This is a genomic window from Spirosoma soli (assembly GCF_042684525.1).
Classification (GTDB): domain Bacteria; phylum Bacteroidota; class Bacteroidia; order Cytophagales; family Spirosomataceae; genus Spirosoma; species Spirosoma soli.
Genome location: NZ_JBHULN010000001.1, coordinates 66,273 through 92,715 on the forward strand (window position 1 = coordinate 66,273; position 26,443 = coordinate 92,715).

Annotated in this window: 23 protein-coding genes and 1 pseudogene; 13 read left to right on the plus strand and 11 right to left on the minus strand. The window is 50.4% G+C overall.

Annotated features, from left to right (window positions below):
- Window positions 1-99: 99 nt before the first annotated feature.
- The gene (locus ACFSUS_RS00255; RefSeq protein WP_381517425.1) at window positions 100-630 is read right to left on the minus strand and encodes a hypothetical protein; all 531 of its coding nucleotides are present in this window, start codon (window positions 628-630) and stop codon (window positions 100-102) included.
- Window positions 631-759: 129 nt separating this feature from the next.
- Here ACFSUS_RS00255 and ACFSUS_RS00260 point away from each other — a divergent pair.
- A pseudogene (locus tag ACFSUS_RS00260) lies at window positions 760-981 on the plus strand (IS481 family transposase); the annotation flags it as partial.
- A gap of 151 nt (window positions 982-1,132) precedes the next feature.
- Here the strand turns inward: ACFSUS_RS00260 and ACFSUS_RS00265 are convergent.
- The 9 genes from ACFSUS_RS00265 to nudK all read right to left on the minus strand — a co-directional run bounded on the left by ACFSUS_RS00265 (window position 1,133) and on the right by nudK (window position 12,748).
- On the minus strand, window positions 1,133-4,018 hold the full coding sequence (locus ACFSUS_RS00265) for a glycosyl hydrolase (RefSeq protein WP_381517427.1): 2,886 nt from the start codon (window positions 4,016-4,018) through the stop codon (window positions 1,133-1,135).
- A 219-nt stretch (window positions 4,019-4,237) separates the two neighbouring features.
- Complete coding sequence (locus tag ACFSUS_RS00270; protein ID WP_381517430.1) at window positions 4,238-5,377, minus strand: glycoside hydrolase family 88/105 protein; 1,140 nt, start codon at window positions 5,375-5,377, stop codon at window positions 4,238-4,240.
- 160 nt (window positions 5,378-5,537) lie between these two features.
- Window positions 5,538-6,758, minus strand: a complete 1,221-nt coding sequence (locus ACFSUS_RS00275) for an oligogalacturonate lyase family protein (RefSeq protein WP_381517433.1) — start codon at window positions 6,756-6,758, stop codon at window positions 5,538-5,540.
- A gap of 13 nt (window positions 6,759-6,771) precedes the next feature.
- Complete coding sequence (locus ACFSUS_RS00280) at window positions 6,772-7,542, minus strand: polysaccharide deacetylase family protein (RefSeq protein ID WP_381517436.1); 771 nt, start codon at window positions 7,540-7,542, stop codon at window positions 6,772-6,774.
- A gap of 585 nt (window positions 7,543-8,127) precedes the next feature.
- Window positions 8,128-8,343, minus strand: coding sequence for a hypothetical protein (locus ACFSUS_RS00285; RefSeq protein ID WP_381517438.1), 216 nt, complete (start codon window positions 8,341-8,343; stop codon window positions 8,128-8,130).
- 335 nt (window positions 8,344-8,678) lie between these two features.
- The gene (locus ACFSUS_RS00290) at window positions 8,679-9,785 is read right to left on the minus strand and encodes an SGNH/GDSL hydrolase family protein (protein ID WP_381517441.1); all 1,107 of its coding nucleotides are present in this window, start codon (window positions 9,783-9,785) and stop codon (window positions 8,679-8,681) included.
- A 207-nt stretch (window positions 9,786-9,992) separates the two neighbouring features.
- Window positions 9,993-10,913, minus strand: a complete 921-nt coding sequence (locus tag ACFSUS_RS00295) for a helix-turn-helix domain-containing protein (RefSeq protein ID WP_381517443.1) — start codon at window positions 10,911-10,913, stop codon at window positions 9,993-9,995.
- Window positions 10,914-10,985: 72 nt separating this feature from the next.
- Complete coding sequence (locus ACFSUS_RS00300; protein WP_381517446.1) at window positions 10,986-11,996, minus strand: aldo/keto reductase; 1,011 nt, start codon at window positions 11,994-11,996, stop codon at window positions 10,986-10,988.
- Between the two features lie 167 nt (window positions 11,997-12,163).
- Window positions 12,164-12,748, minus strand: coding sequence for a GDP-mannose pyrophosphatase NudK (nudK, locus tag ACFSUS_RS00305; protein WP_381517449.1), 585 nt, complete (start codon window positions 12,746-12,748; stop codon window positions 12,164-12,166).
- Between the two features lie 27 nt (window positions 12,749-12,775).
- Here nudK and ACFSUS_RS00310 point away from each other — a divergent pair, with 27 nt between their 5' ends.
- The 4 genes from ACFSUS_RS00310 to ACFSUS_RS00325 all read left to right on the plus strand — a co-directional run bounded on the left by ACFSUS_RS00310 (window position 12,776) and on the right by ACFSUS_RS00325 (window position 19,024).
- Window positions 12,776-13,555, plus strand: coding sequence for a DeoR/GlpR family DNA-binding transcription regulator (locus ACFSUS_RS00310; protein ID WP_456243007.1), 780 nt, complete (start codon window positions 12,776-12,778; stop codon window positions 13,553-13,555).
- Between the two features lie 52 nt (window positions 13,556-13,607).
- On the plus strand, window positions 13,608-17,465 hold the full coding sequence (locus ACFSUS_RS00315) for a hydantoinase B/oxoprolinase family protein (protein WP_381519136.1): 3,858 nt from the start codon (window positions 13,608-13,610) through the stop codon (window positions 17,463-17,465).
- Between the two features lie 89 nt (window positions 17,466-17,554).
- On the plus strand, window positions 17,555-17,998 hold the full coding sequence (locus ACFSUS_RS00320; protein WP_381517455.1) for a hypothetical protein: 444 nt from the start codon (window positions 17,555-17,557) through the stop codon (window positions 17,996-17,998).
- 87 nt (window positions 17,999-18,085) lie between these two features.
- On the plus strand, window positions 18,086-19,024 hold the full coding sequence (locus tag ACFSUS_RS00325; protein WP_381517457.1) for a sugar phosphate isomerase/epimerase family protein: 939 nt from the start codon (window positions 18,086-18,088) through the stop codon (window positions 19,022-19,024).
- 25 nt (window positions 19,025-19,049) lie between these two features.
- On the opposite strand, the gene ACFSUS_RS00330 is transcribed toward ACFSUS_RS00325, so the two are convergent.
- Window positions 19,050-19,553, minus strand: a complete 504-nt coding sequence (locus ACFSUS_RS00330) for a DinB family protein (protein WP_381517460.1) — start codon at window positions 19,551-19,553, stop codon at window positions 19,050-19,052.
- Between the two features lie 176 nt (window positions 19,554-19,729).
- Between ACFSUS_RS00330 and ACFSUS_RS00335 the strand changes: the two genes are divergently transcribed.
- The 8 genes from ACFSUS_RS00335 (at window position 19,730) to ACFSUS_RS00370 (ending at window position 26,396) form a co-directional block, all read left to right on the plus strand.
- Window positions 19,730-20,695: an NAD(P)H-quinone oxidoreductase gene (locus tag ACFSUS_RS00335; RefSeq protein WP_381517463.1), complete on the plus strand. Its 966-nt coding sequence runs from the start codon at window positions 19,730-19,732 to the stop codon at window positions 20,693-20,695.
- Between the two features lie 148 nt (window positions 20,696-20,843).
- Window positions 20,844-21,368: a Dps family protein gene (locus ACFSUS_RS00340; RefSeq protein WP_381517466.1), complete on the plus strand. Its 525-nt coding sequence runs from the start codon at window positions 20,844-20,846 to the stop codon at window positions 21,366-21,368.
- Between the two features lie 538 nt (window positions 21,369-21,906).
- On the plus strand, window positions 21,907-23,007 hold the full coding sequence (locus ACFSUS_RS00345; RefSeq protein WP_381517469.1) for an acyltransferase family protein: 1,101 nt from the start codon (window positions 21,907-21,909) through the stop codon (window positions 23,005-23,007).
- A gap of 294 nt (window positions 23,008-23,301) precedes the next feature.
- The gene (locus ACFSUS_RS00350; RefSeq protein ID WP_381517472.1) at window positions 23,302-23,871 is read left to right on the plus strand and encodes a Crp/Fnr family transcriptional regulator; all 570 of its coding nucleotides are present in this window, start codon (window positions 23,302-23,304) and stop codon (window positions 23,869-23,871) included.
- A 91-nt stretch (window positions 23,872-23,962) separates the two neighbouring features.
- Window positions 23,963-24,316, plus strand: a complete 354-nt coding sequence (locus ACFSUS_RS00355) for a nuclear transport factor 2 family protein (protein ID WP_381517475.1) — start codon at window positions 23,963-23,965, stop codon at window positions 24,314-24,316.
- Window positions 24,317-24,328: 12 nt separating this feature from the next.
- Complete coding sequence (locus ACFSUS_RS00360; RefSeq protein WP_381517478.1) at window positions 24,329-24,676, plus strand: YciI family protein; 348 nt, start codon at window positions 24,329-24,331, stop codon at window positions 24,674-24,676.
- Between the two features lie 18 nt (window positions 24,677-24,694).
- Complete coding sequence (locus ACFSUS_RS00365; RefSeq protein ID WP_381517481.1) at window positions 24,695-25,093, plus strand: hypothetical protein; 399 nt, start codon at window positions 24,695-24,697, stop codon at window positions 25,091-25,093.
- 76 nt (window positions 25,094-25,169) lie between these two features.
- Window positions 25,170-26,396: an NRAMP family divalent metal transporter gene (locus ACFSUS_RS00370; RefSeq protein WP_381517483.1), complete on the plus strand. Its 1,227-nt coding sequence runs from the start codon at window positions 25,170-25,172 to the stop codon at window positions 26,394-26,396.
- The last annotated feature ends 47 nt before the right edge of the window (window positions 26,397-26,443 follow it).

The following is a 26,443-nucleotide window of genomic DNA, read 5'->3' on the forward strand; positions in this document are numbered from 1 at the left end:
TGAGCAAATACATGAATACTTCTTTGTCTCAAGCGGGAGCGTAAAGTGGGATTCAACAAAATAGTGACTACCCACCATGAACAATTGGTAAATGCCTTTTTACCGGGTGAAATAAAAGTTAATTGATCCTTGAAAACTTGGCTGAACCCAATTAGTCTCCGTCAATTGCCCAATTCTAGATACGCCCTCCAAGGACACCCGTCGATAAATAGGCAACTCGAGGCCAAAACCAGCCGTTAGTTTGGGACTGTATGAGAGTCGAGGAGGCCCAACCTGGTCACTGTCTAAAATTTCGCGAAATTGCCCATAAGAAACCCCGGCTTCTGCGAAGCCCGAGACAAAACCACCTTCCCATAAGTAGTAGCGAGCAAAAGCCCCCAGCTCAACACGCGCTTCAGAAAAAACAGTTGCTTCTCCGCTTATGCCAATCCAAGTACGATCGGCAACAAACTTTCCTGCCTTGGCGGTGAGACCAAATACGGTGCCTCCACCGCCAATTAACCATTGGCTCTTTTGATGATTAGCTACTGAAACAACTCGCCAGTCTTTGTCTGTATCCCCAGTCTGCGCGAAACTATCAGCGTTCCAACTACAAACTAACCCGAGTATCAACCAATAAACGTATTTCATAAAGCAGTAATCGTTAGCGGACAAACGACGATCCAAATCTGTTATATGGTAATAATTTGCCTAATATATTAGGTGTATAGTCCCAGAGTGTGATGGTGTATCTTCACTGCTCAAATTTCGCAGTAATTTATGAGACAATTACTTCACGGTAGCGCCCGAACAACGGCGGTAGTAGGAGCGGCCATCCAACGTAGTCAGGACAGTCTATTGACCATAGCCAAACGCCATAGCATTAATCCCAAGACAGTAGCCAAATGGCGCAAACGTACTGCATTGGCAGATGCCCCAATGGGGCCTAAACCTGCTTCTTCAGTGCTTATACCTCAGCAAGAGGCCATTGCAGTCGCGTTTCCACAACAACCTTAGTTGAGCGGAGTCTCCAGACTCCGCTCGGGCGTTACCCGGTCTCCGACCGGTTTATTTCTATTAATTAAACAGACCGGTCGGAGACCGGATCACGCTCGGGCACAGTCGTGAGACTATGCCCAGCCAAACGCCCTCCCTACTCACCTTTCACCGACACGCCATTACCCGCTAACGACCCAACTGGAGTCAGCGTTACGGGCCCTAGCAGACCGGACTCTTTTGGTGACCAGCGCTCAGCCGTAAAGTTTCCATTTTCGTCCCGATCCTCTTTCAACCGGGCCGACATGTTGATGTTGTAAAACTTCTTCCAGTTTACATGATTCTTGTCGAGGTCAATAATCCGGTTAGCCATACTGTTTGATACGCTGACCGTTAACGTGTTGCTTTCTTTCAATTGATTGTTCGGAATAACGAGCTGATAGGTCGGACCAATCAACGTTCCGAGTGGCTTCCCGTTTAGTAGCACCCGGGCGCTTTCGGCCACCTGGCCCAAATCGAGCAACCAGCTATCGCTGGTACCGGTTGGCTTTGGGAACGTGATTGTATAATCAGCAGTCCCCGAGAACTTCTTTACGGCATCCCCTTCTTCTTTCGTCCATGACCCCAGTTTGTCGGTCTGTATAGGCTTAGGCAATTCTGGACCACCCGATACAAACCTGATATTCCAGTTTCCTTTAATTTCCTGCGGTTGTCCGGCTGGCTTTACGTAGGCATAGGCCGGACCGTTGACTACTAATTCACTGGTTTCCAAAACGCACGATTCGCCCGGAGCCAATTGAAGGTACACTTCGTTTGCACCATTCGCTATCTTGTGCTGAGCCATGCCCAGCTTTTCCGTCATTGGGTTATACAGAGCGACTGACTTTGCCGACGTCTGGAGAGGCACCCAGCCATCCACGGCTTTATCGCTCCAGTTGGCGATAAAATAATAGTGACCTTTATCGTGTCGTCGCCGGATATACTGTAGCCCGTTGTCTACCAGGGCTTCCCGCTTCACTTCCGCAGCTGCTAGTAGTTGATCAATGTCTTTCCCAACCAGCATAGCTCCTCTTCCAACCGATGCTTTCTGAACATTGCCCTTCCCCGTATCCGCAAAACGCAGCTGCCCCACCAATTTCCTGAACGCACTTCGCTTATTGTCCAGGTCGCTTAGACCTGATACATCCTCCGGTAGGCTATTGACAAACACCACTCTGGCACCGTTCTGCGCAAGCTTGTAAAGCTGGTTGAACGTAGCCAGCGGCATGTATTGAGCCTCCGGCACCAGAATCGTCTGGTACGTGTTGCCGCCCGTCTGGAGTTCTTTGCCAGAAGCCGTTACGTTCATCAGTTGTTTATCCGAGATAAAATCAAAGCCGTAACCTTTCTCCAAAAGTGTTTCTGCGTGTTTCTCAACGGGCAGTCCCTTAAAGCCATGGTCGATACCGTCGAAATGTTGCAGAAGTACTTTACCGGGTCGGGTGTAGGCGTCGTAAATGGGCAGGTACACCAGCACATCGTTGTTCGGTTTTCCGGCCTGGAGAAACGACTGGCAACGGGCAACGTACTGGTTCAGCTTGCCAAAATCCGTCCAGAACGTATTGTTGGGGTTAAAATGAACGGCCGCGTAGAATAACCAGCCGGGCCAGGCCGCGCTCTGGGGCGAGTAGTTGGTGCCGTGGTAAAACGTATGGTTCACCCCACCAAGCAGGAAGCGGTCCATGTCCTTTTTGATGTCGCTGAGCTTTGACAGGAAGTGCTCGTTATCCCAGGTGGCCGACTCCGACGAGGTCAGCTTTTTGCCGGTCACGTTAGCCGCCGACGACGCGAATTTGATGCGCAGCAGCTCCGTTCCTTCAATTTCGGGAATGTCGGTTATGGCGTAGAGATCGAGAATGTTGGCCGGTGAGCCGTGAGCCTGGTTGCGGATGATCTTCCCCTTTCCTTTGGCCCAGTCGCTCCAGGTTTTGGTGTAGTTTTCGAGCACCAGTTCCGAGATCGTTTCCCGGTAATCGCTTAACACCCGCTTGTTCATGTCCTCTTTGTCCTTGCCGGGCAACGCTTTGCCGAATAGGGCGGGCAGATGCTGACGCAGGTCATAACCGCGCCGTTTCTGAAATTCAGCAAACAGGGCCGGGGTCCAGTTGCCTTCGCCCTGCGCATCGTCTACCTCGTAAGAATCGTTGAAAAACGCCCGCAGCGATTTCAGGTCACGCCCTTTGAAGGCTTCGTCGAATCGCTGGAGGTAATGCTGCGTCGCCGTTTTAGAGAAGTGGTCGATCACGTCCCCCTCCCCGCCCGGTCCGGCCCGCTCGACCATCTTGCCGTGCCAGCCCTGAAAAACGGCGTATAGCGTCCAGTTTCCACCTTGTGGCGCCGTCCAGTTCAGCTTGCCACTGGCATCTACTTTGCTGGTCAGGTCAATGGCTTCTCCCTGCTCAGGGTACGCCATGAGCGATTGCAGCGGCAATGGTTTCTCGAAGCGCACCTGATCAAACGCATGCAATTGCAGGTCAGAGTTTTTGGTGATGGGCTCGACTAACTGCTTAATGTCGATCTTTTCGCCCACCGTTCGAACGATTGGTTTTTGCACGTACGTAACGGCGTCGGCCAACTGCTCCCCACCTTTAACCGTATATGTCTGATAAGCGACGTACTTGCAGGCGTCAGCGGCCGTAACCCAAGGTCCCCCAAACGGCCAGCCCGATGCCTGCGCCAGATCGACGCCCATACCGAGCCGGTTCGCTTCGGTCAGGGTGTGCGTCAGGCGGTCCATCCAGGTCGGCGACAGGAACGGGATAAACTGTTTTTCTTCGCCTTTAACGCCGTAAATAGGTGTAATCTCGACCCCGCCCAAACCAGCCTTCTGGTATTGCTCCAGCAGGCTGGTCAGGTCTTTATCGTTGACCGCGCTGCCCATCCACCACCAGCGGGTCCAGGGTTTGGTCTGCTGGGTGATGGTCGGCCATTTGGGTTGGCAGTAGGCGGCCTGACCGGTTGCTAACATTGCCAGAAGCAGGGCATTCGTTATTTGTTTTTTCATATCTCGTTTGGCTACCATCCTAACGTGAATAATGGCTCATTGAGGGGCCACAAACGGTCAATTTTTGTTATCCCGACGCCAGGAGGAATCTTAAAGCATACTGACTTGAGGGTTAGGATACAGTAAGATCCCTTCTGGCGTCGGGATGACAAAAGTCCCTACAGCAAATAGCTGATATTTAACCAATTACGTTTACACCCATCCATTATTCACGTTATTCTATAACTTATACACTTCGCTGCCCGCCAGCAGAAAACAGCCCAAACCGTAATCCTCAAAATCAGGCACGCTGTCGTAGGTGACCGGCTGACCGTCTTTCGGCTCTTTACCCGTTCCCTGCACGTAGCCCAGTCGACCGGTCGGGTCGACGCACTCGTTGGCCATAGCATTCCAGGCTTTACTCACGATTGGCTCGTACTGTTTCTTGTCGAGCAGGCCGTTGCGAATGCCCCAGGCCATCCCGTAGGCGAACAGCGCCGTCCCGGTTAATTCCTTGCCTCCGAAGTTAGTCGGGTCGTGCAGGCTGACGTTCCAGAAGCCATCCGGCCGTTGCAGTTTGGGCAATGCCCGCATCATTTCTAAATACGTTTTCTGGTATTCGTCGCGGTGCGGAGCGTCCTTCGGCATACTATCGAGCACCCGCACCAGTGCGGCCACGACCCAGCCGTTCCCCCGCGACCAGTAGCAGTCCTGGCCGTTCGGTTCTTTGTATGGCGGCACGAAATCCTTGTCCCGCCACCACAAACCATCTTCCGGATTGTAAAGTCCCTTGCCACCGTGCGACACCTTCGAGTAATTGTAGATCTGGTACATCTTCTCGAAGTACTCGGGCTTATTGTACATCACACCGAACTTCGCGAAGATCGGCATGGCCATTTGCAAAGCGTCAATCCAGTTCCAGTCGTCTACTTTCGGGCTGGCCACCATCGAATCGATGGATGCTTTAATGTCGCGAATACGCTCCGGCTTTTTATCGATCAGGTATAAGTCGATGTATGTCTGACCGCAGCATTGGTCGTCGGCGTTGCGGGTTTTAGGGCCACTGCGCATACCCCATTTGTGCTTTTCACCCCAATCCACCGCGTAGTCGTAATACCGTTTTTGTTTGTCGATACCGTACAACGCCATCAGCCCCTCGTAGTACACGGCCCGCGTCCAGATGTTGCTGGGGCGGGTTTTGTTGGTGACAATTTCCTTACCCGTGTCGGGCCACTTCTTCATAAAGTAGTCGTTGGCAACCGTCATTTTCTGGAGGATTTCCTTCTTGGGCGGCAGCTTCTGGGCCTGTAGCGGCAAGGCCGTTGCCAGCAAACAGCCAACGGTGAGTAGTCGGTGGGCAATTGTAGGTACTTTTTTCATGTTGTATTCCTGGGTCAATTAACGTGTAAGTGGCTGTTGAGCCTTATTTACTACTTTTTTCCTGGTTGCGATGTTGTTTGAACTACGTTGGCTGGCTTCTCATACACTTACGCTTCTACGATGCCCAGCCACACAAGGGTGCGGTTGCTGCGATTTGCGCTCATGAGTTTGCTTTGGCAATTTCGACCGCGTAAACCTGGCTTTTCCCTTCAAAGTTGGCCCGGAAGATGATCCATTTCCCGTCGGGCGAGAAGTGTACATTCGGCTCCAGCTTATAGCCGTGATGCTTCATATTGACCAACCGCTCCGATTTGAGCGTATCGCCTTCGGGCCGGAATAAGTACAGCCACATGCCGTCCCTGGCTTTGGCTACCTGACCAGGGTCGCCACCGTCGCCCGCGAAGAGTTTCTGATCGGGCGAGATGTTGAAGTGGATCGACCACTCGTCGCGGGTCATTTCGTAGACCGTTTCTTTACCCGTTGCCACATCCGACCCGGCCAGGTAAAACGTTTCACCCCGTGGTTTTTGCAGATCGAACCAGATCGTTTTTCCATCACGGCTAAAGAACTCATGGCCCGCAATTTCGCCGTCCATCGAACGCTTGTGCATTAGTTTTACCGCCCCGGATTTCAGGCTAATGTGCCAGATACGGTCGACCAAATGCCAGGGACCTTCGTGGCAGAACATGAGCAGATCGGGGTCCGTCGGCGAGAATTGTACGTGCCCCAGCCAGGTGTTTTCCTGATGAATCTTCTTTAGTTCGCCCGTCTGTGTATTGATCGTGAAGAGCTCATGCGGCACCTTTGCTTCGAAAATGCGGGGGAAGAAGTCTTTCTTTTCGGGGTATTTTCTCAGGATTTCGCGGGCGGCCTCTCCCCCACGCGACCCGGCCAGTACGGTCTCATCCGCATTGAGCGTTGAAATACTGGCTTTAAAGTCAGCGGGAAAGACGTAGACCAGCCGTGTTTTTTTAGTATCAACATGCGTGGCAAACACGCTGTCCTGACGCTGGTAGATCACTTCTCTCCGCTTTGGTGCTACAATTTCACCACTGGCGCGACCTGATTCACTACTAAGCGGCTCGGCCTGCAAGGTCCTTAGATTGAGGGCATATAGCCGCTTGCCGGTTGGTGTCGTGTTGTAGAACACCATCTTGTCGCCCTCACCCGCCCGTTGCTTCACGAAAGGATTATTATGGAAATAGAAACTTTCATTGTTACCCTCTAATTGAGTCAGGCGAACGAGTTTGTGGCCGGTATCCTTGTCAATCCATTCCGCAGGCATCGGCTTCTGCGAACCAGTTTCCAACCTGGGTTGGGCCTGTACCCGAACACTCAATAACGCGAGGGCGCTGCTTAGGAGGTAAACAATCGTTTTCATTACGTCAGGCAGGTTAGGGTTTGAGCGCGATGGTCGTGAATGCCTGCTCTACGTTTACGTAAGCAGCCAGATCACGGAGTGCAATAACCGTATACCGATTATCATGCAGAAACTTCATATATTCCAGAAAGAGGTCGGGGGGTGTAGTCACCCAGTCGTGCGCATTATCGGGGACGCCATGGATAGTCAGCACAACGATTTTCCCGTTTTTAGCTTCCTGTAAAGCCGCTAGTACGCGTTGTTTATCCGTACCGGTTGTGCTGAAGCTGGGAATCAGAAATGGATGATCGGTAGTGGGGTCATAGGTCCGGCTGCCACCGACGCGGGCGAACGCATAGTTTTTTTCTTTAAGTACCGAAAAAGCCGTTGGATGAGTGTCGTAGCCGGGGTAAGCAAAGGTAGTTGGGTGGGTGATGCCGTACGTCAGACAGCGAAACTCCAGCGAATCCAGCTCAGCCGTAAATTGCTCCCGCGTAAGTTTGTTGACGTGCTTGTGCGTGAGGGTATGGTTACCGATTTCGAAGCCCATGCGATCTAACTCCCGGATTTGCGCCCAGCTCATGTACTTGCTCTTATCAAAGAAATTGGGCGGAAACTCGCAGATAAAGAACGTACCGCCGAAGCCGTATCGCTTGAGCACCGGAGCCACGAACCGGGCGTGGCTGATGCTGGCATCATCGAAGGTCAGCACGACAAGCTTGTCGGGAATGGGCTGGCGGATGATCTGCGCGTTCCCACTCCCCAAAGCGAATAAGGTCACCAGCAAAAGGGCAAGTCGTTTCATGCGAAGAGTCTACGAATTAGTTTACAAAAGAATGGAATAATCTAAATCAGCTCTCCTGTACTCTTCGGTATATTGCATAGACTCTATGGCTCAGCAAGTGCCTGGATGCAGAAAACATGGGCTGACGTCCGCCGTTGCGGCTCTTACCATTATGCTGACCAGCCCGTGTCGTGAGCGTATGTACTGTATTACAGACTAGCTTCGACAGGAATTCGTGAAAACTTTAAAGATGTGAATCTTTGCTTTTAGTCAGAGGATGGAAGCAAGTATCGTTACTTCCCTACAGGTACCCTTCAGAACAATTCATCTAAAAAAATAACAGGACTATCTACGGCATTGGAAGCTTACCTGATGCCGTAGATTTTATTTCGGCTATATAATTTGCTACTTAATTGAAACTACCAGTACCCTTGTCTTCTTACGAGCTCAGTGATCAAAACTTAGCCTTCCGCTTATCACATGAACTTTCTGCTTATTTGCGGAAAGTGATTTTTGCCGGATTGGAATCAGTGATTACAGCTTAGACACTGTGTCTAACTTGTCGCGTAAAACCAGGGTAATGCACGTTCCATACACCGTTATTCGTTAACGGGCGTAGGAAACATCTTTAGACCATAAGTAGCCTGCCACAAAAGCCAGAATACCCCCCAGTGGCCCCAGAATGATAGCGCTTGTTGTTGCGGCTTCAACCTGGCGGTCGTACATATTTGACGAAAAGCGCATGATCATAATGTAGCTGACCGTGGTCATGAGCATGTAGCTGATGATACCGCAGAGTAAGCCAATACTTAAATGTTTCATGGATCAGTTGAAGGTGATTAGCAGTAGCCCGATTCAAAAAAGTTGAACGAAACAACACCATCAGCAACAACAGACCAAGTAAAATTGAACAAGCCGTGAGAGTAGACCGATGAATGGCCCACAACCAGTCATTAATTGTTTTATCGATACGCAGCTCGTTGGTAATGCCCTGAAACTTTGCCGGCTGTTTGAATACACGACTAAATCTTGACCGGTTCTTATTAAAGGGTATGCCCAATGTATGCCAGATGGATTCTGCTGGCTTTGTAAAGCGTATGAGTGAGAATACTTCGCCTTAATTAACTGCTCAGCCGTTATGGCCTGTGCGAGAATATTTACTTCACCAATTGCCTGAAAAATGGAAGAAGCTCCTGGGCCAGAATCCCGTGGTCTTCCACATTAGGGTGGCCACTACAACCTCTGGCACGCATGGGCTGAAAAAAATGCAGGGCTACGGGTTTATCGGATGGGCTGGCAGCATCAATAGCCGTTTTCACGGCCGTTAAACAGTTTTGCAGCTTTTCCCGATTCTTCCCATTTATCATTGGACTGCTCAGCAATGCAATTTGCGCTTTTGGGTACTTCGATTTCACCACCTGAACAAACGTTACGTAAGTACTAACATAACTCGCACTATCAAAAGGCAGGCGTTCTTTTTTACCATCGCCCTGGCTGAGATCGTTCGTTCCTAAGGCGATGCTGACCACTTGCGGGGTAAACATCTTAAAATCCCAGCGCGTTGGATTTCTGGCCTGAAAGTCAACTTTCTCGTATACCTCCGGCATGGTAGGACCGTTGCTGTTCCAGTTCCGATACACGCCAATGCCGCTTACGCTGCTCAGCACAAACCGCGCCCCCAGAGCTTTGGCCACTCGGGGACCATACGCCATATAGGCATTATGCTGGTCATGATACTGACCACTCCCGCAAGGCACCTCCGAAGGGTCTGCCGCTGCCCCACAGGTAATACTATTACCAATAAATTCAATGAGTGGCCCTTTATCTTCCCGCAGGGATTTTAGGTTATCCCCCGTAATTTTCTGGATAATGATGGGTCCGGTATGGGCTTCAGTAGCTTTGTAAATCCATACGGTATGGTTGCCTTCTGTTGGTGCAGTAATGAGAATGGGGTCGTTGCTGGTTGTGGCTACTTTAATGCGTTTTTGATACACGCCGTCTAACTCGTATTGCAAATAATTGTGCCCACCGGCGTTTGGAATAGAGGCAAATAGCTGGCACTGTTTACCTTTAAAACTAAACCCAAAGTGCATGGCCGAACTCACCATTTCCAGGTTCTGATCTTGGTTAATTACAAATCGGCCGTAAGGTTGCAGGGCGGTTGCCGGTAAGGAATTAGAATCTCCCGTCTTCTTTTTAAGGGGTGCACAGCTCACATAAACCGCACAAAACGCCACTAGCAGCCAGTTGTACTTAAATTTCATATAGATAATAGAGGTTATAAAAATGAAAGATTATCAATTTTTCTGTTCTTTTCATTAAAATGACCCAAGCTTACCCAACGGCCCATTCAGCAGATACATCCGTAGCTTTCACGCTCGGCCAAAGTGCTTACGACAAACGCCCTCGACTTCCACCAATCTCAAGGATAGTAAATAGAAGCCGGGGCGAAGTTGCGAAAATGATAACGGTCAGTTAAACGAGTGCCTGAACTCAAGCGGTGATACGTTCGTCTTGTTCTTGAAGAGCTTACTGAACGATTGTGGGTATTCGAAGCCGAGTTGATACGCTATTTCACTCACCGATAAAGACGTAGTGCTCAATATTTCTTTAGCCTTATCAATCAGCTTGTTGTGGATATGCTGCTGGGTACTTTGCCCGGTTAGTGCCCGTAACGAATCGCTCAGATAACTGGGAGAAAGATAGAGTTGATCGGCCAGGTAATGAACCGTAGGAAGCCCTGATTTCTTGACTTCGTCGCTGTTAAAATAATTAGTAAGCAGTTCTTCAACACGAATCAGTAAGTCGTTACTGGCCTGCTTACGGGTAATGAACTGCCGGTTATAGAACCGATTGGAATACGTAAGCAGCAAGTCAATGTGCGATAGTATGACATCCTGGCTGAACGTATCAATTGCGGAGCGATATTCCAGCTCGATGTTCTTCATGATGGACGTGATCATGGCTTCTTCTTTCTCGGAGAGATGCAGGGCTTCATTCACCGCGTACGAGAAGAATCCGTACTCTTTAATACGCCTGGCTAACGGATAATTTTGAATAAAATCAGGATGAACGACCAGCCACCAGCCGTTAAGTGCCTGCTCGTCAGTAGCATCGGTTGAGATTACCTGACCGGGCGAAAAGAAGGTCATGGTTCCTTCGTCGAAGTCGTAATACTGCTGCCCATATTTTAGCTTTCCCTTGAAGTCTTTTTTGATACAGATTGAGTAAAAACTATAGACGAAACTACCCATCAGCTCCAGGCAGGACTCTCTCAGATCACTTAAGTTGATCATACTAACCAACGGATGCTCTGGTTTAGGGAGCGACAGCAGGCGATGCAATTCAGAAATTGATTTGATAACGTAGGGCGTATTCGCTATTTTTTTCATAGATATGTCGTATAAATCAACCGGAAGAGCTACCGTTAGTACACGAAGCTCTTCCGGTTGGTTCTGCATCCCTTACTTATCTATCCACGTCATGCCCACTTCGTCGTAGCGGGCACCTACCGATGCTCCCAACGGAATAATGGCTTCTAAACGGGCCAGGTCGTCTGCGCTCAACGTAATGTTAGCTGCGGCCAAATTCTGCTCGACGTATTTAACGCGTTTCGTACCTGGAATTGGCAATGAGCCTTTTGCGATGGCCCAGGCAATGGCCAACTGCGATGGCGTAGCTTCCTTTTCGGCGGATAGCTTTTTAATCTCGTTTACCAGCTCCAGATTTTTGTAAAACTGCTCACCCTGAAACCGGGGAATTCCTCTTCTGAAATCATCATCCGCAAAATCGGCCGGGCTTTTAATGTCTCCCGAGATGAAGCCTCTGCCCAACGGCGAGTACGCTACCAAGCCGATACCAAGCTCGTTGAGTGTATTCATGATGCCTGCTTCTTCCACTTCACGCTCGAACAACGAATACTCGGTTTGTACCGCCGTCAACGGATGAACGCTGTGCGCTTTTCGAATCGTTTCCGACGATACCTCCGAAAGGCCGATGTACCGCACCTTACCTTCTGTTACGAGTTCGGCCATGGCGCCAACTGTCTCTTCAATGGGCGTGTTCGGATCTAGACGGTGCAGGTAATACAGGTCGATGTAATCGGTGCCAAGGTTTTTCAGGGAACGTTCAGCCGCTTTCTTTACGTAGGCTGGCTGTCCGTTGAATTGCCAGGTCAGCTGCTCATTGTCGTCAATCTCGAAACCGAATTTAGTGGCGATGACGTACCGATCGCGGTTTCCTTTAATCGCTTTAGCCACGAGTCGTTCGTTTTCCAGCGGGCCGTAGAGATCGGCCGTGTCCAGAAAGTTGCCGCCCAATTCTAACGAACGGTGAATGGTAGCAATAGCTTCCGATTCATCGGCCTGACCGTAAATATCGGCTCCATTAATCTTAGTCATGCCCATGCAGCCCAGCCCCACTAATGGAACAACAAGCCCCTGGCTACCCAGTTGAGTTTTTTGGATACTGTTCATTTGCTTTTTTATGTGGTTAATCAACACCACAAATGTCAGCAGCCTCACGAGGAGAAAAGTAGCCTAATCGCTGGTTGTTGTATCCAAAGTAAGGTCGCCAGCAGGTCAGAGCTGAGAGCACTCCAGGTTAGCGTACCAATATGACGTAGCCAGGATGCTCCCGCCAGTTAATTCATGGTAGTCAGTTGTCGTAACCGCAAATATTGCAGCAGCATGATGGTTTTGCCGTCCATAATCTCACCACTGTCAACCATGGCCAATGCTTCACTGACAGGCAGTTCCAGTATATCTATCTCTTCTTCATCAATACCACCCCCTGCCTGCCGCTCGGTATCGGCGGTGTATTGGGCGATGTAAAAGAACAGCTTCTCCGTTACTGATCCAGGGCTCATGTAGGCTTCCATTACTTTTTGCACAGACTGAATTCGGTAGCCGGTCTCTTCTTCGGTTTCCCGCCGGATAGCATCGTCGGGGTGTTCATCGTCCAGCAGTCCGGCACAGGCTTCAATTAACATACCAGTTGGATTACCATTCACAAACGTCGGCAGGCGGAATTGCCGGGTCAGAATTACTCGGTTCGTTTCTGGATTGTGAAGCAAAATCGTTGCCCCATTACCCCGATCATAAGCTTCGCGCTGTTGGGTTGTCCATTGCCCGTTTTTGCTGAGATAATTGAACGTAAACCGCTTTAAGGTGTACCAGTTGTCGGAAAGCAGCTTCTCCTCTGTTATTTGTACTCGTTCATTAGCCATATTGTTTATTTTTGTTTGAAATTGTTTATTTTTGAACAAAGCAAATCAATCTCTATGAATTTTCAACATCGAAAGCGGTTAATTGTACAAACGGTCGAAGAGCGGGGCTCTGCTGAGGTCCATGAACTCGCCGATTTGCTGCAAACTTCGGAGATGACTGTCCGGCGGGATTTAACGCAATTAGCCGCTTCGGGACTGATTTATCGAACGCATGGCGGGGCTATGAAGGTGAGTCTGGCGACAGATACGCATCGGTTCGCCAACAAGACCGCCGTTAATGCCGGGCTAAAAGATTATATCTGTCAACTGGCCGCGCAGGAGATTCAGGAGGGCGACGTCTTGTTTATGGATTGCGGCAGTACGGTGTTTCGGCTTTGTCAGTTTATCAGAAACAAACGTGTCACTGTCGTAACAAACTCGTTGCCGGTTGTGGCAGAACTGATGTCATCGGAGGTTTCGGTGAATCTGGTTGGGGGCGAAGTGGATAAAGAGCGGCAGGCCGTGCACGGATTAATGGCGGAGGAACACATGGCTCGTTACCGGGCGAACCGGGCTTTTATTGGAGTCGATGGCATCTCGCTTCAGAATGGGTTGAGCGCCCATAGCGAAAAGGAAGCCAGCACCGCCATAACGATGGCCCGGCAATCGGCGAAAACATACCTACTTTGTGACTCGTCGAAGTTAGAAACCAACAAATACTTCTATTTTGCGCCCCTGAGCCTGTTCGACGTATTGGTTACAGACAACGAAGCGAAACCCGACGTTGTGAACGCATACCGACAGGCCAGTATCACGATCATCAATTAGTCTACCTGATGGTGCTTTCGGTTTCACGAAGTCAGCTCCATCCATGAACCTTATGTGGCAAATCTGGATTGACACCGGCGGCACTTTTACGGACGGTCTTGCCCGAGACCCAAACGGCATTCTCCATCGAACAAAAGTTCTCAGTAGTAGTCGGTTGCGTGGCCGCCTGGTGAATGGCAAAGTAGAAGCGCCCTGGCTAACCACTCCTATCTTCGACGGCTACGAACTCCGCATAGTTGGAACGGACGAAAAGTATAAAGTTGTTTCGTTACAAACGGATGGGACGCTGGCCATCAGCAAAGCTGATCATACAGGCGCGCACTCTGATCCGAACAAGAGCTCAATGGCACAAACCATTGAACTGTTCACCGGCGAAGAAGCCCCTATCCTGGCGACTCGCCTACTTACCAGAACGCCCATAGATCAGCCCTTTCCTGCTTTGGAGATGCGGCTTGGAACCACCAAAGGAACTAACGCCCTCCTGGAACGTAAAGGCGGGCGGGTTGCCTTGCTGGTCACAAAAGGCTTCAAAGACCTTCTTCAAATTGGCACCCAGCAGCGCCCCGACTTATTCCAATTAGCCATTCCGCCTGCCGAAGTGCTCTATGACACGGTTATTGAGATCGATGAGCGCATGGCTGCTGATGGCGAGATTATTACTCCTTTGTCGGAACAGACAATTGCTGACGCCCTTGAGCAGCTGGGTAAAAGCAAGCCCGACGCGATAGCGATTTCGTTTATGAACGCTTACCGAAACCCAACGCACGAACGTCAGCTTCTGGATGTGGTTTCCCGGGCAGGCTTTTCACTTATAACGCTGTCTACGGACGTATCTACAGCCCCAGGTTACGTAGCAAGAACGCAGACGGCGGTAGTAGACGCTTATCTAACCCCAGCGCTTCGGTCATACTTAACGAATGTGCAAACACAACTAGGTGGTCAGATGAAAGAAGACCATCCGGTCCGGGACCATCCAGTCCGGGACCATCCGGTCAGGATAATGACAAGTGCGGGGGGATTAGTCAAAGCCGATCTGTTCCGCCCTAAAGACAGCTTGTTAAGTGGGCCAGCGGGGGGCATTATCGGCTCCGCAGCGATTGCCCAACAACTCGGCATTGATCACGTGTTGACTTTCGACATGGGCGGCACCAGCACCGATGCCGCTCATTACAACGGCAACGTTGACTATCAATTCGTCACCCGGATTGCTCCATTCGATTTACAGCTTCCATCACTAGCCATTGAAACAGTAGCGGCCGGGGGCGGTTCGGTTTGCTGGTTTGATGGCTCGCAATTACGTGTAGGGCCACAAAGTGCCGCAGCCAATCCCGGTCCGGCTTGCTACGGTGCCGGTGGCCCCTTAACCCTTACAGATGTCAACTTATTACTAGGCAAACTACATTCAGGCCAATTTGGTATTCCGGTGTTTTTAGAAAAAGCAGAAGCGGCCTTACAGGAAGTAATGGCGCAACTCCGTAGCTCCGACAGGCCTGTCGGAGCTACGGAGCTACTACGTGGCTTTGAGCGGATCGCGAACGAAACAATGGCAGGTGCCCTACGCAGGATTTCGGTAGCACGAGGTTTCGACCCAACGGAGTACAGCTTACTTGTGTTTGGGGGTGCCGGTGGGTTGCATGGTTGTGCCATCGCTCACTTGCTGGGGATGGAACAACTGATTCTCCCCTTCGATGGCGGCTTATTGAGCGCCTACGGCATCGGTCAGGCACAAATTGAACGCATGGCCTCGCGGTCGGTGCTACGCTTACTGACCGACGTCGGCGCTGAGTTACCTGACTTGATTGACCGGCTAAGTCAGCAGGCACGTTCAGAATTACAGCAGGACATTGGCAGCGAGACGCCAGTTCATGTGCAATCAGTACTGATGTTCTTACGTTTGCAAGGGCAGGAAACAGCACTCCCTCTTCCAGTAGCCGCGGGTTTAAATCCAGGGCTAGTGGAAGAATCGTTTCGCAAGGCGTATCAACACCTCTACGGCCACTTTCCGGTTGATTCCAACGGGCAGCCGAGGCCCATCGAGGTAGAAAGCATCCGGGTGATTGTCGGGACCGCTGCCAGCCCAGACCCAGTCAGTGGGCGGCCGGTGAGCCACCGCCATGCTGTGCCATCTCTTGAAACAGATGCCTATCCGGCCTACGACTGGACGCAACTCCAGGAAGGCGATACGTTCCGAGGGCCTGCCCTACTCCTCAACACAACGTCGTCGGCCTTTATTGAAGCCGGCTGGAGGCTCGTTGTACAGCCGAACAAAAACGCCGTTGTTGACTATATCGAAGACGTGGAGGGCGCTCCCCTCGCCCACTCTACTACCGAGGTTGGCAGTAGCTCCACAAACGACGTCATTCAGCTTGAACTGTTCACACAGCGTTTCCGTGGCATAGCCCAAGAGATGGGTGCGCAATTACAACGAACGGCGTTCTCCGTAAACATTAAAGAACGACTTGACTACTCCTGTGCCCTGCTTGATGCTGGGGCGGCTTTGGTAGCCAATGCGCCCCATATTCCAGTGCATTTGGGAAGCCTGGGCGTATGTGCGCGATTGGTATTGGAGAAATTATCTATTGGTCCCGGCGATGTAGTCATCACAAACCACCCAAAATACGGAGGCTCACACCTCCCCGACGTAACCTTACTCAGTGGGGTATTTACGGACGAGGGCGAATTAATTGGTTACGTCATCAACCGCGCTCACCACGCTGAAATCGGTGGCAAAGTACCTGGTTCAATGCCTCCCGACGCGACTTCATTGGTGGAAGAAGGGGTTGTGTTAGAACCTATGTACATAGTGAAGACCGGTGAGTTGCACTGGGACGGGCCAACGGGCGTACAACGACATTTTACCGACAGCCGGTATCCAACCCGGGCCTTAGCCGAAAACAGGGCCGATATTGAAGCCGCGCTGGCATCGTTACGAGCTGGCGAAACGGCACTGCGCAACCTGGTCAGGCAACATGGTCTGTCAACGGTTCATCACTACATGAGGCAACTGCAAGAGTCAGCAACCAGAGCCATTGCCACCGTTTTAGAACCGCTGAACGGGCAGACTTTCGCAGCTGAAGAAGCGCTCGACGACGGACATACCATTCAGGTAAAACTGGCAGTGAACAATGAAAGTATTACGTTCGATTTCACCGGCACCTCGGGCGTTCACCCCAACAACCTCAATGCCAACACCTCGATTTTATACAGCGCTGTCCTTTACGTGTTACGGCTTTGGGTCGATAAAGACATCCCCTTGAATGAGGGACTCATGGCTCCCGTTACGTTGGTCTTACCCGAATCATCGTTCCTGAATCCTATTTTCTCTGATCAGCCAACCGAATGCCCGGCCGTAGTAGGTGGGAATACCGAAGTGAGTCAGCGGCTGGTTGATACGCTGTTGAAAGCCTTGGGATTAGCAGCCTGTAGTCAGGGCACGATGAACAATTTTCTGTTTGGCAATGGTACATTCGGTTATTATGAAACCATCGGTGGGGGTGCCGGGGCAACGACTGGCGCAGACGGCCGCTCGGCGGTGCATCAGCACATGACAAATACCAAACTTACCGACCCCGAAGAATTTGAACGACGCTACCCCGTGCGGCTTCATCAATTTGCTATCCGGGCTGGCTCAGGTGGAGCTGGCAGCGGTCCGACAAATCGGTGGAAAGGTGGCGACGGCATCCTTCGCGAGATTGAGTTTCTGGAGCCGGTGCAGGCCACACTCCTGAGCCAACACCGGGTTGTAGCGCCCTACGGCCTGAACGGTGGAGAACCAGGCCAAACCGGTCGTCAGATGCTGATTCATGCGGACGGTAACTCGGAAGACCTACCAGGCATTTTCACGCGAGCCATGCAGGCAGGCGAGCGAATCCGAATTGAGACGCCCGGTGGCGGGGGTAATAGCCACTAAACCTTTTCTAAATATATTATATCATGGTAAATACGGTTAAACGAGCTTTTTAACGAGCTTTTTCTAACGTACAAACTGATTGTGTACAGATGACGATGAACCCGGTAAGTGCATTCTGTGAAGATCAGCAAAGCGTTTATATGTCGGGAGGACTGGCCCATATGATACTGGTTCATGGGAGCATCATCACGTTTAAAGATGGCGTTGGTAGAATGATGTTATTATCCGAAAATCGAGAAACGCCCGTCAAGGCTGAATTTATTGACCCAACAACCGGTAAAAAGCAAACGCAAACAGGAACTACCTGGACAGGTGGTCAGATGATTGGTCCTTCTGCTTACAACCCTGTTGTCAATTGCCTGTATTTCTATTCGCAAGATGGCTTTTTTAAAGGAAGCCTGCGCACAGACCTCTCAGACATTAAACACTGGCAAAACGTATTGAAGCCGAAACTAACGTGGACCGGAGGCAGGCCTAACGCTGTCGGCCCTGCTATGAACGTACTGAAAATGCAGTTTGCAGCCGATGGATGATTATTCTTAACAGAGCACGAAGGGCTTGGTATTTATGACGAAAAAAACGTACGTTTCGTGCGGTAAATAACCAGCCCTCAACTTTTCATGTCCTCCAGCCGTCGCCATTTTCTCTCCTCACTCACTGCTCTTACCGGCGCTACGTTGTTAACTGACAATCAACAACTACGAGCGGGTGCCGTTGCGAGGCCGCAACCCATTTCGTGCAACGCTTACACCTGGAACACATTTTACGGGCGAGAGAAAAAACAATGGATGGCTAACCCCGATGCATCGTTAACGGAGTTTACTCAGGCAGGTCTGACGGCGTATGAGCCATCGTTCAACACGGCAGATGAGGTTAAGAAACTAGCCCCTTATCTGCCGAAGTACCGATTGAGCATGCCGTCGCTCTACGTAAATAGTACCCTCCACCGAGCCGACGAAGCCCAAAAATCGATTGATTCGGTGCTGGCCATTGCAGATGCGGCCAAGCCACTCGGCACAACAATCATCGTAACCAATCCAAGCCCGATCAAGTGGGGCAGCGAAGACGATAAATCGGATGCCGACCTCATGGAGCAGGCCAAGAACCTCGACCGGCTCGGGGCCGAGCTCCGCAAACGCGGCCTTACGCTAGCCTACCATACGCACGCGCCCGAACATCGCCAGGCCGCCCGCGAATTTCACCATATGCTGCTAGCCTCCGATCCTAAGAACGTATCGCTTTGTCTGGACGCACACTGGGTATATCGTGGCTCCGGTAACTCACAGATCGCCCTGTTTGATGTGGTGAAACTGTATGGCAAGCGTATCGTTGAAGTACATATCCGCCAGTCGAAAGGTGGCATCTGGCAGGAAATCTTTACCGACGGCGACATTGATTACCGACGCCTAGCTGCCGACCTCAAAGCGCAGGGTGTTCGCCCATTGCTGGTGTTGGAACAATGTCTGGAAAAAGACTCGCCTAATACAATGGGGCCCATTGAAGCCCACAAGCAGGATTTAGTGTATGCCAAAGAGGTGTTCGCAAGCTTACTGAGTTGATCATACACCCTACATATTACTCACATCAACTTTCCCACGCGTTTAGCAGCCGCCGAACGATAATTATTTCCCCGACATGGTAAGCGGTGTGATCGGCAATCAACAAAGCTTCTCGCAGTAAGTTTTGCCCATCGCCGTACGCAAAGGGCGCGTACAAATCGCGCTCCAAATCGTTCAGCAACGCCACAAAGGCATCCCGGTCCTGCCGAATCTGTTCTACGGCGTTATCCCAGACCATATCATCAGCGGGTGCCACCTCCGTTGGCCAGTATCCGGCAGGCCAGGGTGGCGATTGATGAGTGTCATCCCGCGAAAACTCCAGAATATCCCATTGGGCAATCCGGATGTGATCAACCAATTGCCAGATGCTGTAAGGTAATTTTTCTGGTTTCACTCCACGTAACGAAGCGGGTAAATTCTTGATAGCAGTGTCAAACGACTGGTGAGCATTGCTGCCCGTTAATAAGGCTACCAACTGCTCACGCACGGCTGCATTTGCATCATTGATAGACTGAGTTGCTGGATTCATAACGTTCTTCTGGTGTTATATCCTGGACGGCTTTCTGGGCATACATCACGGCTCCCCCACCGGACGCGGTCATCGGATACTATAAACATACCCGTTTTCTTATACATTGTTTTTGTCTGTGAACGACTCCGGCACAGGCTTTCCCATCAAAATTGGCTTGTTATAGTTATTGATGTATGAAAGCAATCGTTATAACGCGTCCTGGCGATGCATCTGTTCTTGAGCTACAGGAGCGCTCTACCTCACAACCAGCCAGCGGCCAAGTATTGATTCGGGTCCGGGCCGCCGGAGTCAACCGCAGCGACATTCACCAACGGCAGGGCGGTTACGGATCAGACCCAAGTGGGCAGATTCCTGGCCTCGAAGTCGCTGGAATTATTGAAGCCTGCGGTCCCAATGTGAGCCGTTGGCAGACTGGCAATGTTGTATGTGCTCTGATTAGCGGAGGAGGCTACGCTGAATACGTAGCCGTCGACGAACGTCACTGTCTGCCAGTTCCCCCCGATCTGACGTTTGCAGAAGCCGCATCCTTACCCGAAACAGTGCTCACTGTCTGGTCTACCGTCTTTCAGTGGGGCCATCTGACAAGCGGAGAAAACTTGCTGGTGCATGGTGGAAGTAGTGGCATTGGCGTAACGGCCATCCAATTAGCCAAAGCATTTGGCGCGAATGCTTACGCAACGGCGGGCAGCGACGAGAAGTGTGCATTCTGCGAACAGATTGGAGCCGTCAAATGTGTCAATTATAAATCCAGCGATTTTGAGCAAGCCCTGGCCGACGCGAAGATCAACGTAGTACTTGATATGGTTGGTGGCGATTACACACCCAAAAACCTGCGTTTGCTCGCTATGGACGGGCGGCTAATGTTTATCAATTCAATGCAAGGGGCCAAAAGTCAAATTCACATCCCGACCTTAATGCAGAAGCGGATAACGCTTAGCGGCAGCATGCTTAAGCCCCGGGGAGCTGATTTTAAGGCGGCATTGGTCACCGATGTCGAAAAGCAGGTCTGGCCTCTGCTAACCGATGGCCGACTGAAACCTGTTGTTTACCGGCGCCTTCCCCTTTCAGAAGCCGCTCAGGCGCAGCAGTTAATGGCCAGCAGCGAGCACATAGGTAAAATTATTCTTGAACTCCCTTAGATCGCCACTGAGGGTCACACTCCTGCGTTGATCTTAAGATTGCATTAAATAAGACGAATAGTTGGTCAATAGACTAGCAGTTAGGCAACTTCTGGTAACAATTTTAGTCCAGGCGGGTTATCAAAATATTACATACATACTCATTGTTATGACTACCGATCTAAACAAACCGGAGACACAGGAAAAGGCCGTAAAGAACATAAAGCCAAACATTGGCCTCGAACAGGACGTCCTGAAACAAGACAACGAACTGCTCAACGCTTACCTGGCTGATCTGCATGTTCTGTATATTAAAACTCGTAAGTACCACTGGAATGTGGCTGGGCCAAGTTTCAAAGAGTATCACGAGTTTTTCGAAGAACAGTACAAAGAACTCGAAGAAATCATCGACCAGGTGGCCGAACGTATCCGGACGCTGGGCGGCAAACCGCTCTCAACCATGGCCGATTTCGTAGGTAGCACTAGCCTGGAAGAAGACCATAGTGGTGAAGTAAAAACGGTAAACATGTTTGAACGGCTCCTGGCCGACCACGAGCAGATCACCCGCGAGCTACGTGAGGATGTCGACAAATGCGACGAAGAATTGAAGGATGCGGGTACGGCTGACTTCCTGACGGGTCTGATGGAGGCTCACGAGAAGATGGCCTGGATGCTACGCAAGTACCTGTCGTAGTTTGTTCCTTTATCATTCCCTCAAGTGGCAAAAGCCGCGTCAGCCAGAACTGAACGCGGCTTTTGAGCTAAACTCGAATAGTAAAGTATCTTACGTTGTTTGTACTGTTGCTAAACTGGCACTCCTCAGCCGTTTGGTCGCTTTCTTATGCATCGACTCCCCCGATAGCTTGTCGGGCAGCGTATTAATGCGCCCCTAAAGCCCGCCCGATAGCCTGAAGGGCATAAGCTAACAAAAGCTGTAGTAGATTGTTAGCAAGAAACGGTGACGTGTACATCACACCGGTTGGCAAAACTATCTTTTTGTAAGATATTGTGTTAGTATAATGCTTGTTGACATAGCGGCCATAACCACCTCGACAAGAAGCAGTTTAACGATCGCGGTTTCGTATTATTACCTTCCTTGCCCACAGACTTGATACTACAATTTGAACTAGTGCTATGCCTGGCATAGGTCATTCCCGTATCAGGCTGTAGCCAATAGCCTGTTCAGTAAAAGCTTTAGACTCTTATACATTATTTGATAAACTAACAACAGAATGATCAGAGTTCCTGGTGGATACATGCCTCAACTAGATGCCCTGCGGACGTTTGCGGTCCTGCTGGTGATTGTCTACCATTGGTTCCCGATTGGAGAGGGCATCAATCGGCTACCGAATGGGACCATTGGCGTTATGATCTTTTTTGTCATTAGCGGATTTCTCATCAGCCGAATTTTGCTTAACAGCCGCAATCAGGTCAATGCGCATCAAAGCACGTTGATCGATACGTACGGCAACTTTTTCGTCCGACGGGCTCTACGAATCTTTCCGCTATATTATTTGGTAATTACCTTTACGCTGCTTGTATTTCCACAGGTATCCGACATCGATCAATACCCTCTATACTATTATTTTTACGGTTATAATATTCTGCTACAGCAAACCGGTAACTGGTCTGATTTACTTTCCCCTTTCTGGACATTAGCCGTTGAGGAACAGCTTTATCTGGTCTGGCCGTGGCTAGTCTTACTAACCCCGCGAAAAGCATTTCGGTGGTTAGTTTTGGCAATGATTTGCCTGGGGGTCGCCTTTCGCGGTTACTGTTACGCCCACGATGACCTCGACGGGGTGCTAACACCCGCTAGTCTGGACGCGTTTGGTTTAGGAGCGCTCTGGGCTTATGTTGTCACCGAACGCCCGGAAGCTATATCCCGTTTTGTACGACAACTAACAATAGCCGCAGGGTTGGCCCTGTTGGGGTTTATTGGTCTGCTTTTGCTGCCTAGTGATCACCTCTTCGTTGTTTTATGCCAACGGCTATTCATTTCTGTCCTGTCGCTGTACATCATTGCGTGGGCCAGTATAGGTGTCAAAGGCGCAGGCGGACAATTACTGAACAACAGGGCGCTGCAATACGTGGGTCGTATCAGCTACGGTATCTATGTATTTCACATGATTGTCCCAGGCTATCTGGTGCCGTTCCTTTTACGTATAGTGAACTACGTAGGTATACCATTGACCCTAGACTACTGGTCGCACCGATTACTTAGTCTGCTTGTCTTATTAGGTTTAGCTTCTTTATCGTGGTATGCCTTCGAGAAGCCTATAAATGAGTTGAAACGGTACTTCTCGTACAAAAGAGTAGCAATGAGCCATTAACACAACACCCACATACGCCACAATCCGACGCAGTAGGCTTCGCTCAACTACTTTAAACCGTTCAGTAAGGAGGTTCCGATAGCACTCTGCGGGTGTAAGCATCAGCTCGTTCTTGGCTAACCGGCGCTGAATGAACCATGTCGCAACAGGAACCTACTCCTGCCGGCTCAACGGCGGCAATCATTCATGCCGGTTTTGAAGTGATCGCACATAGCATTAACTCGCTTATTTTATTAAGAAATATATGTAAGTTGAGCTTCATCGTTTACCCTACCGTTTCTAACCACCTAAAACATGATAGCCGTCTTAGAACAACACATCCGGGGACGTATTAACCCCAACGATGAACAATTGGCCAGCGTTCTCGACCATTTTACGCTTGTTAGGGTGAAACGCAACCAGTTGTTATTGCGCCAGGGCGATGTGTGCCGATGGTGTTATTTCGTGGCAAAAGGGTGTGTTCAGGTGTTTACCTACGATAGCAATGGCGACGAAAGTACGCGGGATCTTGTAACGGAAAACAACTGGGTTACCGAACTATTTAGTTTCGGCAATCAGCTTCCGGCTAATGAGAACCTCCGCGCCGTTGAACCCGGTTACCTGCTGGCCATTGGTTTCGACAATTTCCAGAAGATGGTACAGACAGTGCCCCCTTTTGAGCAGATCTATCGGCAGATTATCGAACAGTCTTACGTCAACTCCGTTTTTCGCCTTAATTCGTTTGTTGCCATGGACGCTCTCGAACGCATGCAGTGGATGCATGCCTACCAACCTAAACTGCTTACCAGGCTATCCAGTAAACTCATCGCGTCATACCTCGGTATCTCTCCTGAAACTTACAGCCGACTCAAAGCAAAACGCTGAAAACCTTGACTTTTATCAAGAGCCAAGCAAAGCAAAACGGCCAATTTTGCATAGATATCTGACTTATTAACTACCAAACAATCACACAACTATGCAAACTTTGAACGAGCGAGTTCAGGCCCTCAACACGCTGGTGGCTCAATTCCGTTACCCCGAGGCATTCGACCAATTTTACCACGAATCGTTACTCAACTACGAGAACGAGCAGGCTCCGATGATCGGCTTACAAGCCGAGCGAGAAGCGATGGAGCACTTCCTGAATTCTGTCACCAACCAATCAGCTGAACTCAAAACAGTAATCGTAGCGGATAATACGTCTGTCAGCGAGTGGCTATACGACTTCACTCACAAAGATTGGGGGCGAAGGCACTACACCCAGATTACCGTACAACGCTGGGAAGACGGCAAAGTCGTTCACCAACGCCATCATTACGCCACCAATTAATCCGCAACATCCATGAAAGAGTTTATGCTTTTATTGCGGAACATCGGCGGTAACGGCCAATACATCACAACGCCACAGGATATGCAGGACGACATGCCTAAGTGGCAGCAGTGGATGGGTGATATTGCCAGGCAGGGGAAGCTGGTTTCCTCTAAACCCATTGACTATGCCGGTGTGGTGGTTAGCAACCAGGGCGTGACCGAAGGACCTTACAAGGCCATCAATGAGCTGGTGGCTGGCTATCTGATCTGTAAGGCCGACAGTCTTGAAGAAGCTATTGCCTTTAGCAAAAGCTGCCCGATCCTGAAGTACTCACAAGGCAGCGTAGAAGTCAGGCGTATTTTACCCTTTGAAGTTTAACCAAAAGCTAATACGACTATGAACAAGATCATTGCAGCAGGTCGATGGTTATTTCTACTTTCCCTGTCACTTTACGTATTCCTGCATTTCGCGTTGGCCGACTTCGGCGTAAAAGAGTTTATCCCAAAGTACATGCCATTCCCGTACTTCTTAAATTATTTCACGGGCATCTGCATCCTGGCGTTCATCATCAGCGGTCTCATTGGGAAGTTTGACAAACTGGCCGCCTTACTGTTTACCCTGTATTTATTGTTGGTCATTGCCATTGTTCACATCCCTGACGCTGGACAGAACCAGCAGGATTTGCAGAATATTTTTCGGGCCATGAACATGATGGGGGGTGCATTAATGTACGCTGGTGGGTTCGCCCGCGACAAACGGCTGCGTTTTTCGACACCCGGCCCGGCACCCGCCTGATCAGTTAGAATTAGGAATGATCGTCTACTTTAGCTTATATTCATCATTTATCATTCCTAATTTATCGTTCTTACCCGTGCCCAAATCCCTTTCCTTTCGTGCCGGTCTTGGTACCGTTTTATTCTGGTCTGTCATTTCAGCCGCTTTTATTGGACCCGGTTCGGTTACGGCCTGTGCCATCGCTGGTTCTACCTATGGTTTACAACTGCTTTGGGTGCTAACGTTCGCTACGCTGGGCACCGTCTGGCTGCAGGAAGCAGCTGCCCGCATCACCATCGCCACCGGCCAGGATCTGGGACAAGTCATCGTCAGGACGTACACCGGGCCACAAGGCCGAATAATTGCCTGGGCACTATTTTTGGCCATCTTTCTGGGCTGTGCAGCCTATCAGGCCGGTAATATTCTTGGTGCAGTGTCGGGATTGGCCTTACTAACCGGCTGGCCCATACCAACTTTAACGGTTGGCTTTGGTCTCGTCTGTATTATTCTGCTTTGGCTTGGCTCTACGCAAGGCCTGGCTAATATGCTGGGGTTAGTTGTTTTCCTGATGGGCGGGGCTTTCGTTTACGTAGCTTTCGGCACGCCCGTCACACCCATCGCCTTAACCAAAGCCCTGGTCATACCTGCCTTTCCATCAGGATCTCTCCTACTCATTAACAGCCTGATTGGCACAACCATCGTGCCTTACAACTTATTCTTCGGCTCGAGCATCGTGCCTACGGCCGCCGAATCCACGGCGGCCGTAGGCACGTCCTCTCAGTCATTGAGCGAAATGCGACTGGGTATCTGGGTAGCGGTTGTCCTTGGGGGTATTATCTCGGTCGTTTTACTGTTGGCAGGCTTGCTTATTCCCAATGATTTCTCCTACCCTCACATGGCGCAGGTTCTGAGCGACCGGCTTGGCCCCTGGGCAGGCACCTTGTTTGCCTTTGGCCTGTTTGCGGCCGGATTTGCCTCATCGTTGACGGCCCCGCTGGCGGCTGCGGTCACAGCCAAAAGTCTGCTCGGCATCCGGTCTAACTCCGTGGCTTACCGGGGCATCTGGTTAATGGTCCTTGCTACAGGCTTAACGTTTGGGCTGCTCAACGTAACGCCCATTCCGGTCATTGTCGCCGTGCAGGCTATTAATGGTATTCTACTGCCGTTTGTAACCGTGTTTTTGTTTATGGCGGTTAACAACCGCAACCTCTTGGGGCAACACCATAACTCACCGGCTCAAAACATAGCAATGGGGTTTGTCGTATTAGTCACCGCAATTTTAGGTGGCTGGAATGTGTGGCTGGCGGTATCGACAGCTCGATAAAAAGAATAGACCTAACCAGTATGCAGCCGAATTAGGTCTATTCTTTT

Excerpts from the sequence above, each read along its gene's own strand:
- ACFSUS_RS00295 (WP_381517443.1), bottom strand. The coding sequence starts at position 10,913 with ATGAAAAAAATAGCGAATACGCCCTACGTTATCAAATCAATTTCTGAA.
- ACFSUS_RS00265 (WP_381517427.1), bottom strand. The coding sequence starts at position 4,018 with ATGAAAAAACAAATAACGAATGCCCTGCTTCTGGCAATGTTAGCAACC.
- nudK (WP_381517449.1), bottom strand. The coding sequence starts at position 12,748 with ATGGCTAATGAACGAGTACAAATAACAGAGGAGAAGCTGCTTTCCGAC.
- ACFSUS_RS00285 (WP_381517438.1), bottom strand. The coding sequence starts at position 8,343 with ATGAAACATTTAAGTATTGGCTTACTCTGCGGTATCATCAGCTACATG.
- ACFSUS_RS00315 (WP_381519136.1), top strand. The coding sequence starts at position 13,608 with ATGTGGCAAATCTGGATTGACACCGGCGGCACTTTTACGGACGGTCTT.
- ACFSUS_RS00330 (WP_381517460.1), bottom strand. The coding sequence starts at position 19,553 with ATGAATCCAGCAACTCAGTCTATCAATGATGCAAATGCAGCCGTGCGT.
- ACFSUS_RS00275 (WP_381517433.1), bottom strand. The coding sequence starts at position 6,758 with ATGAAAACGATTGTTTACCTCCTAAGCAGCGCCCTCGCGTTATTGAGT.
- ACFSUS_RS00345 (WP_381517469.1), top strand. The coding sequence starts at position 21,907 with ATGATCAGAGTTCCTGGTGGATACATGCCTCAACTAGATGCCCTGCGG.
- ACFSUS_RS00335 (WP_381517463.1), top strand. The coding sequence starts at position 19,730 with ATGAAAGCAATCGTTATAACGCGTCCTGGCGATGCATCTGTTCTTGAG.
- ACFSUS_RS00320 (WP_381517455.1), top strand. The coding sequence starts at position 17,555 with ATGACGATGAACCCGGTAAGTGCATTCTGTGAAGATCAGCAAAGCGTT.
- ACFSUS_RS00270 (WP_381517430.1), bottom strand. The coding sequence starts at position 5,377 with ATGAAAAAAGTACCTACAATTGCCCACCGACTACTCACCGTTGGCTGT.
- ACFSUS_RS00350 (WP_381517472.1), top strand. The coding sequence starts at position 23,302 with ATGATAGCCGTCTTAGAACAACACATCCGGGGACGTATTAACCCCAAC.
- ACFSUS_RS00355 (WP_381517475.1), top strand. The coding sequence starts at position 23,963 with ATGCAAACTTTGAACGAGCGAGTTCAGGCCCTCAACACGCTGGTGGCT.
- ACFSUS_RS00360 (WP_381517478.1), top strand. The coding sequence starts at position 24,329 with ATGAAAGAGTTTATGCTTTTATTGCGGAACATCGGCGGTAACGGCCAA.
- ACFSUS_RS00325 (WP_381517457.1), top strand. The coding sequence starts at position 18,086 with ATGTCCTCCAGCCGTCGCCATTTTCTCTCCTCACTCACTGCTCTTACC.
- ACFSUS_RS00340 (WP_381517466.1), top strand. The coding sequence starts at position 20,844 with ATGACTACCGATCTAAACAAACCGGAGACACAGGAAAAGGCCGTAAAG.
- ACFSUS_RS00300 (WP_381517446.1), bottom strand. The coding sequence starts at position 11,996 with ATGAACAGTATCCAAAAAACTCAACTGGGTAGCCAGGGGCTTGTTGTT.
- ACFSUS_RS00365 (WP_381517481.1), top strand. The coding sequence starts at position 24,695 with ATGAACAAGATCATTGCAGCAGGTCGATGGTTATTTCTACTTTCCCTG.
- ACFSUS_RS00280 (WP_381517436.1), bottom strand. The coding sequence starts at position 7,542 with ATGAAACGACTTGCCCTTTTGCTGGTGACCTTATTCGCTTTGGGGAGT.
- ACFSUS_RS00290 (WP_381517441.1), bottom strand. The coding sequence starts at position 9,785 with ATGAAATTTAAGTACAACTGGCTGCTAGTGGCGTTTTGTGCGGTTTAT.
- ACFSUS_RS00255 (WP_381517425.1), bottom strand. The coding sequence starts at position 630 with ATGAAATACGTTTATTGGTTGATACTCGGGTTAGTTTGTAGTTGGAAC.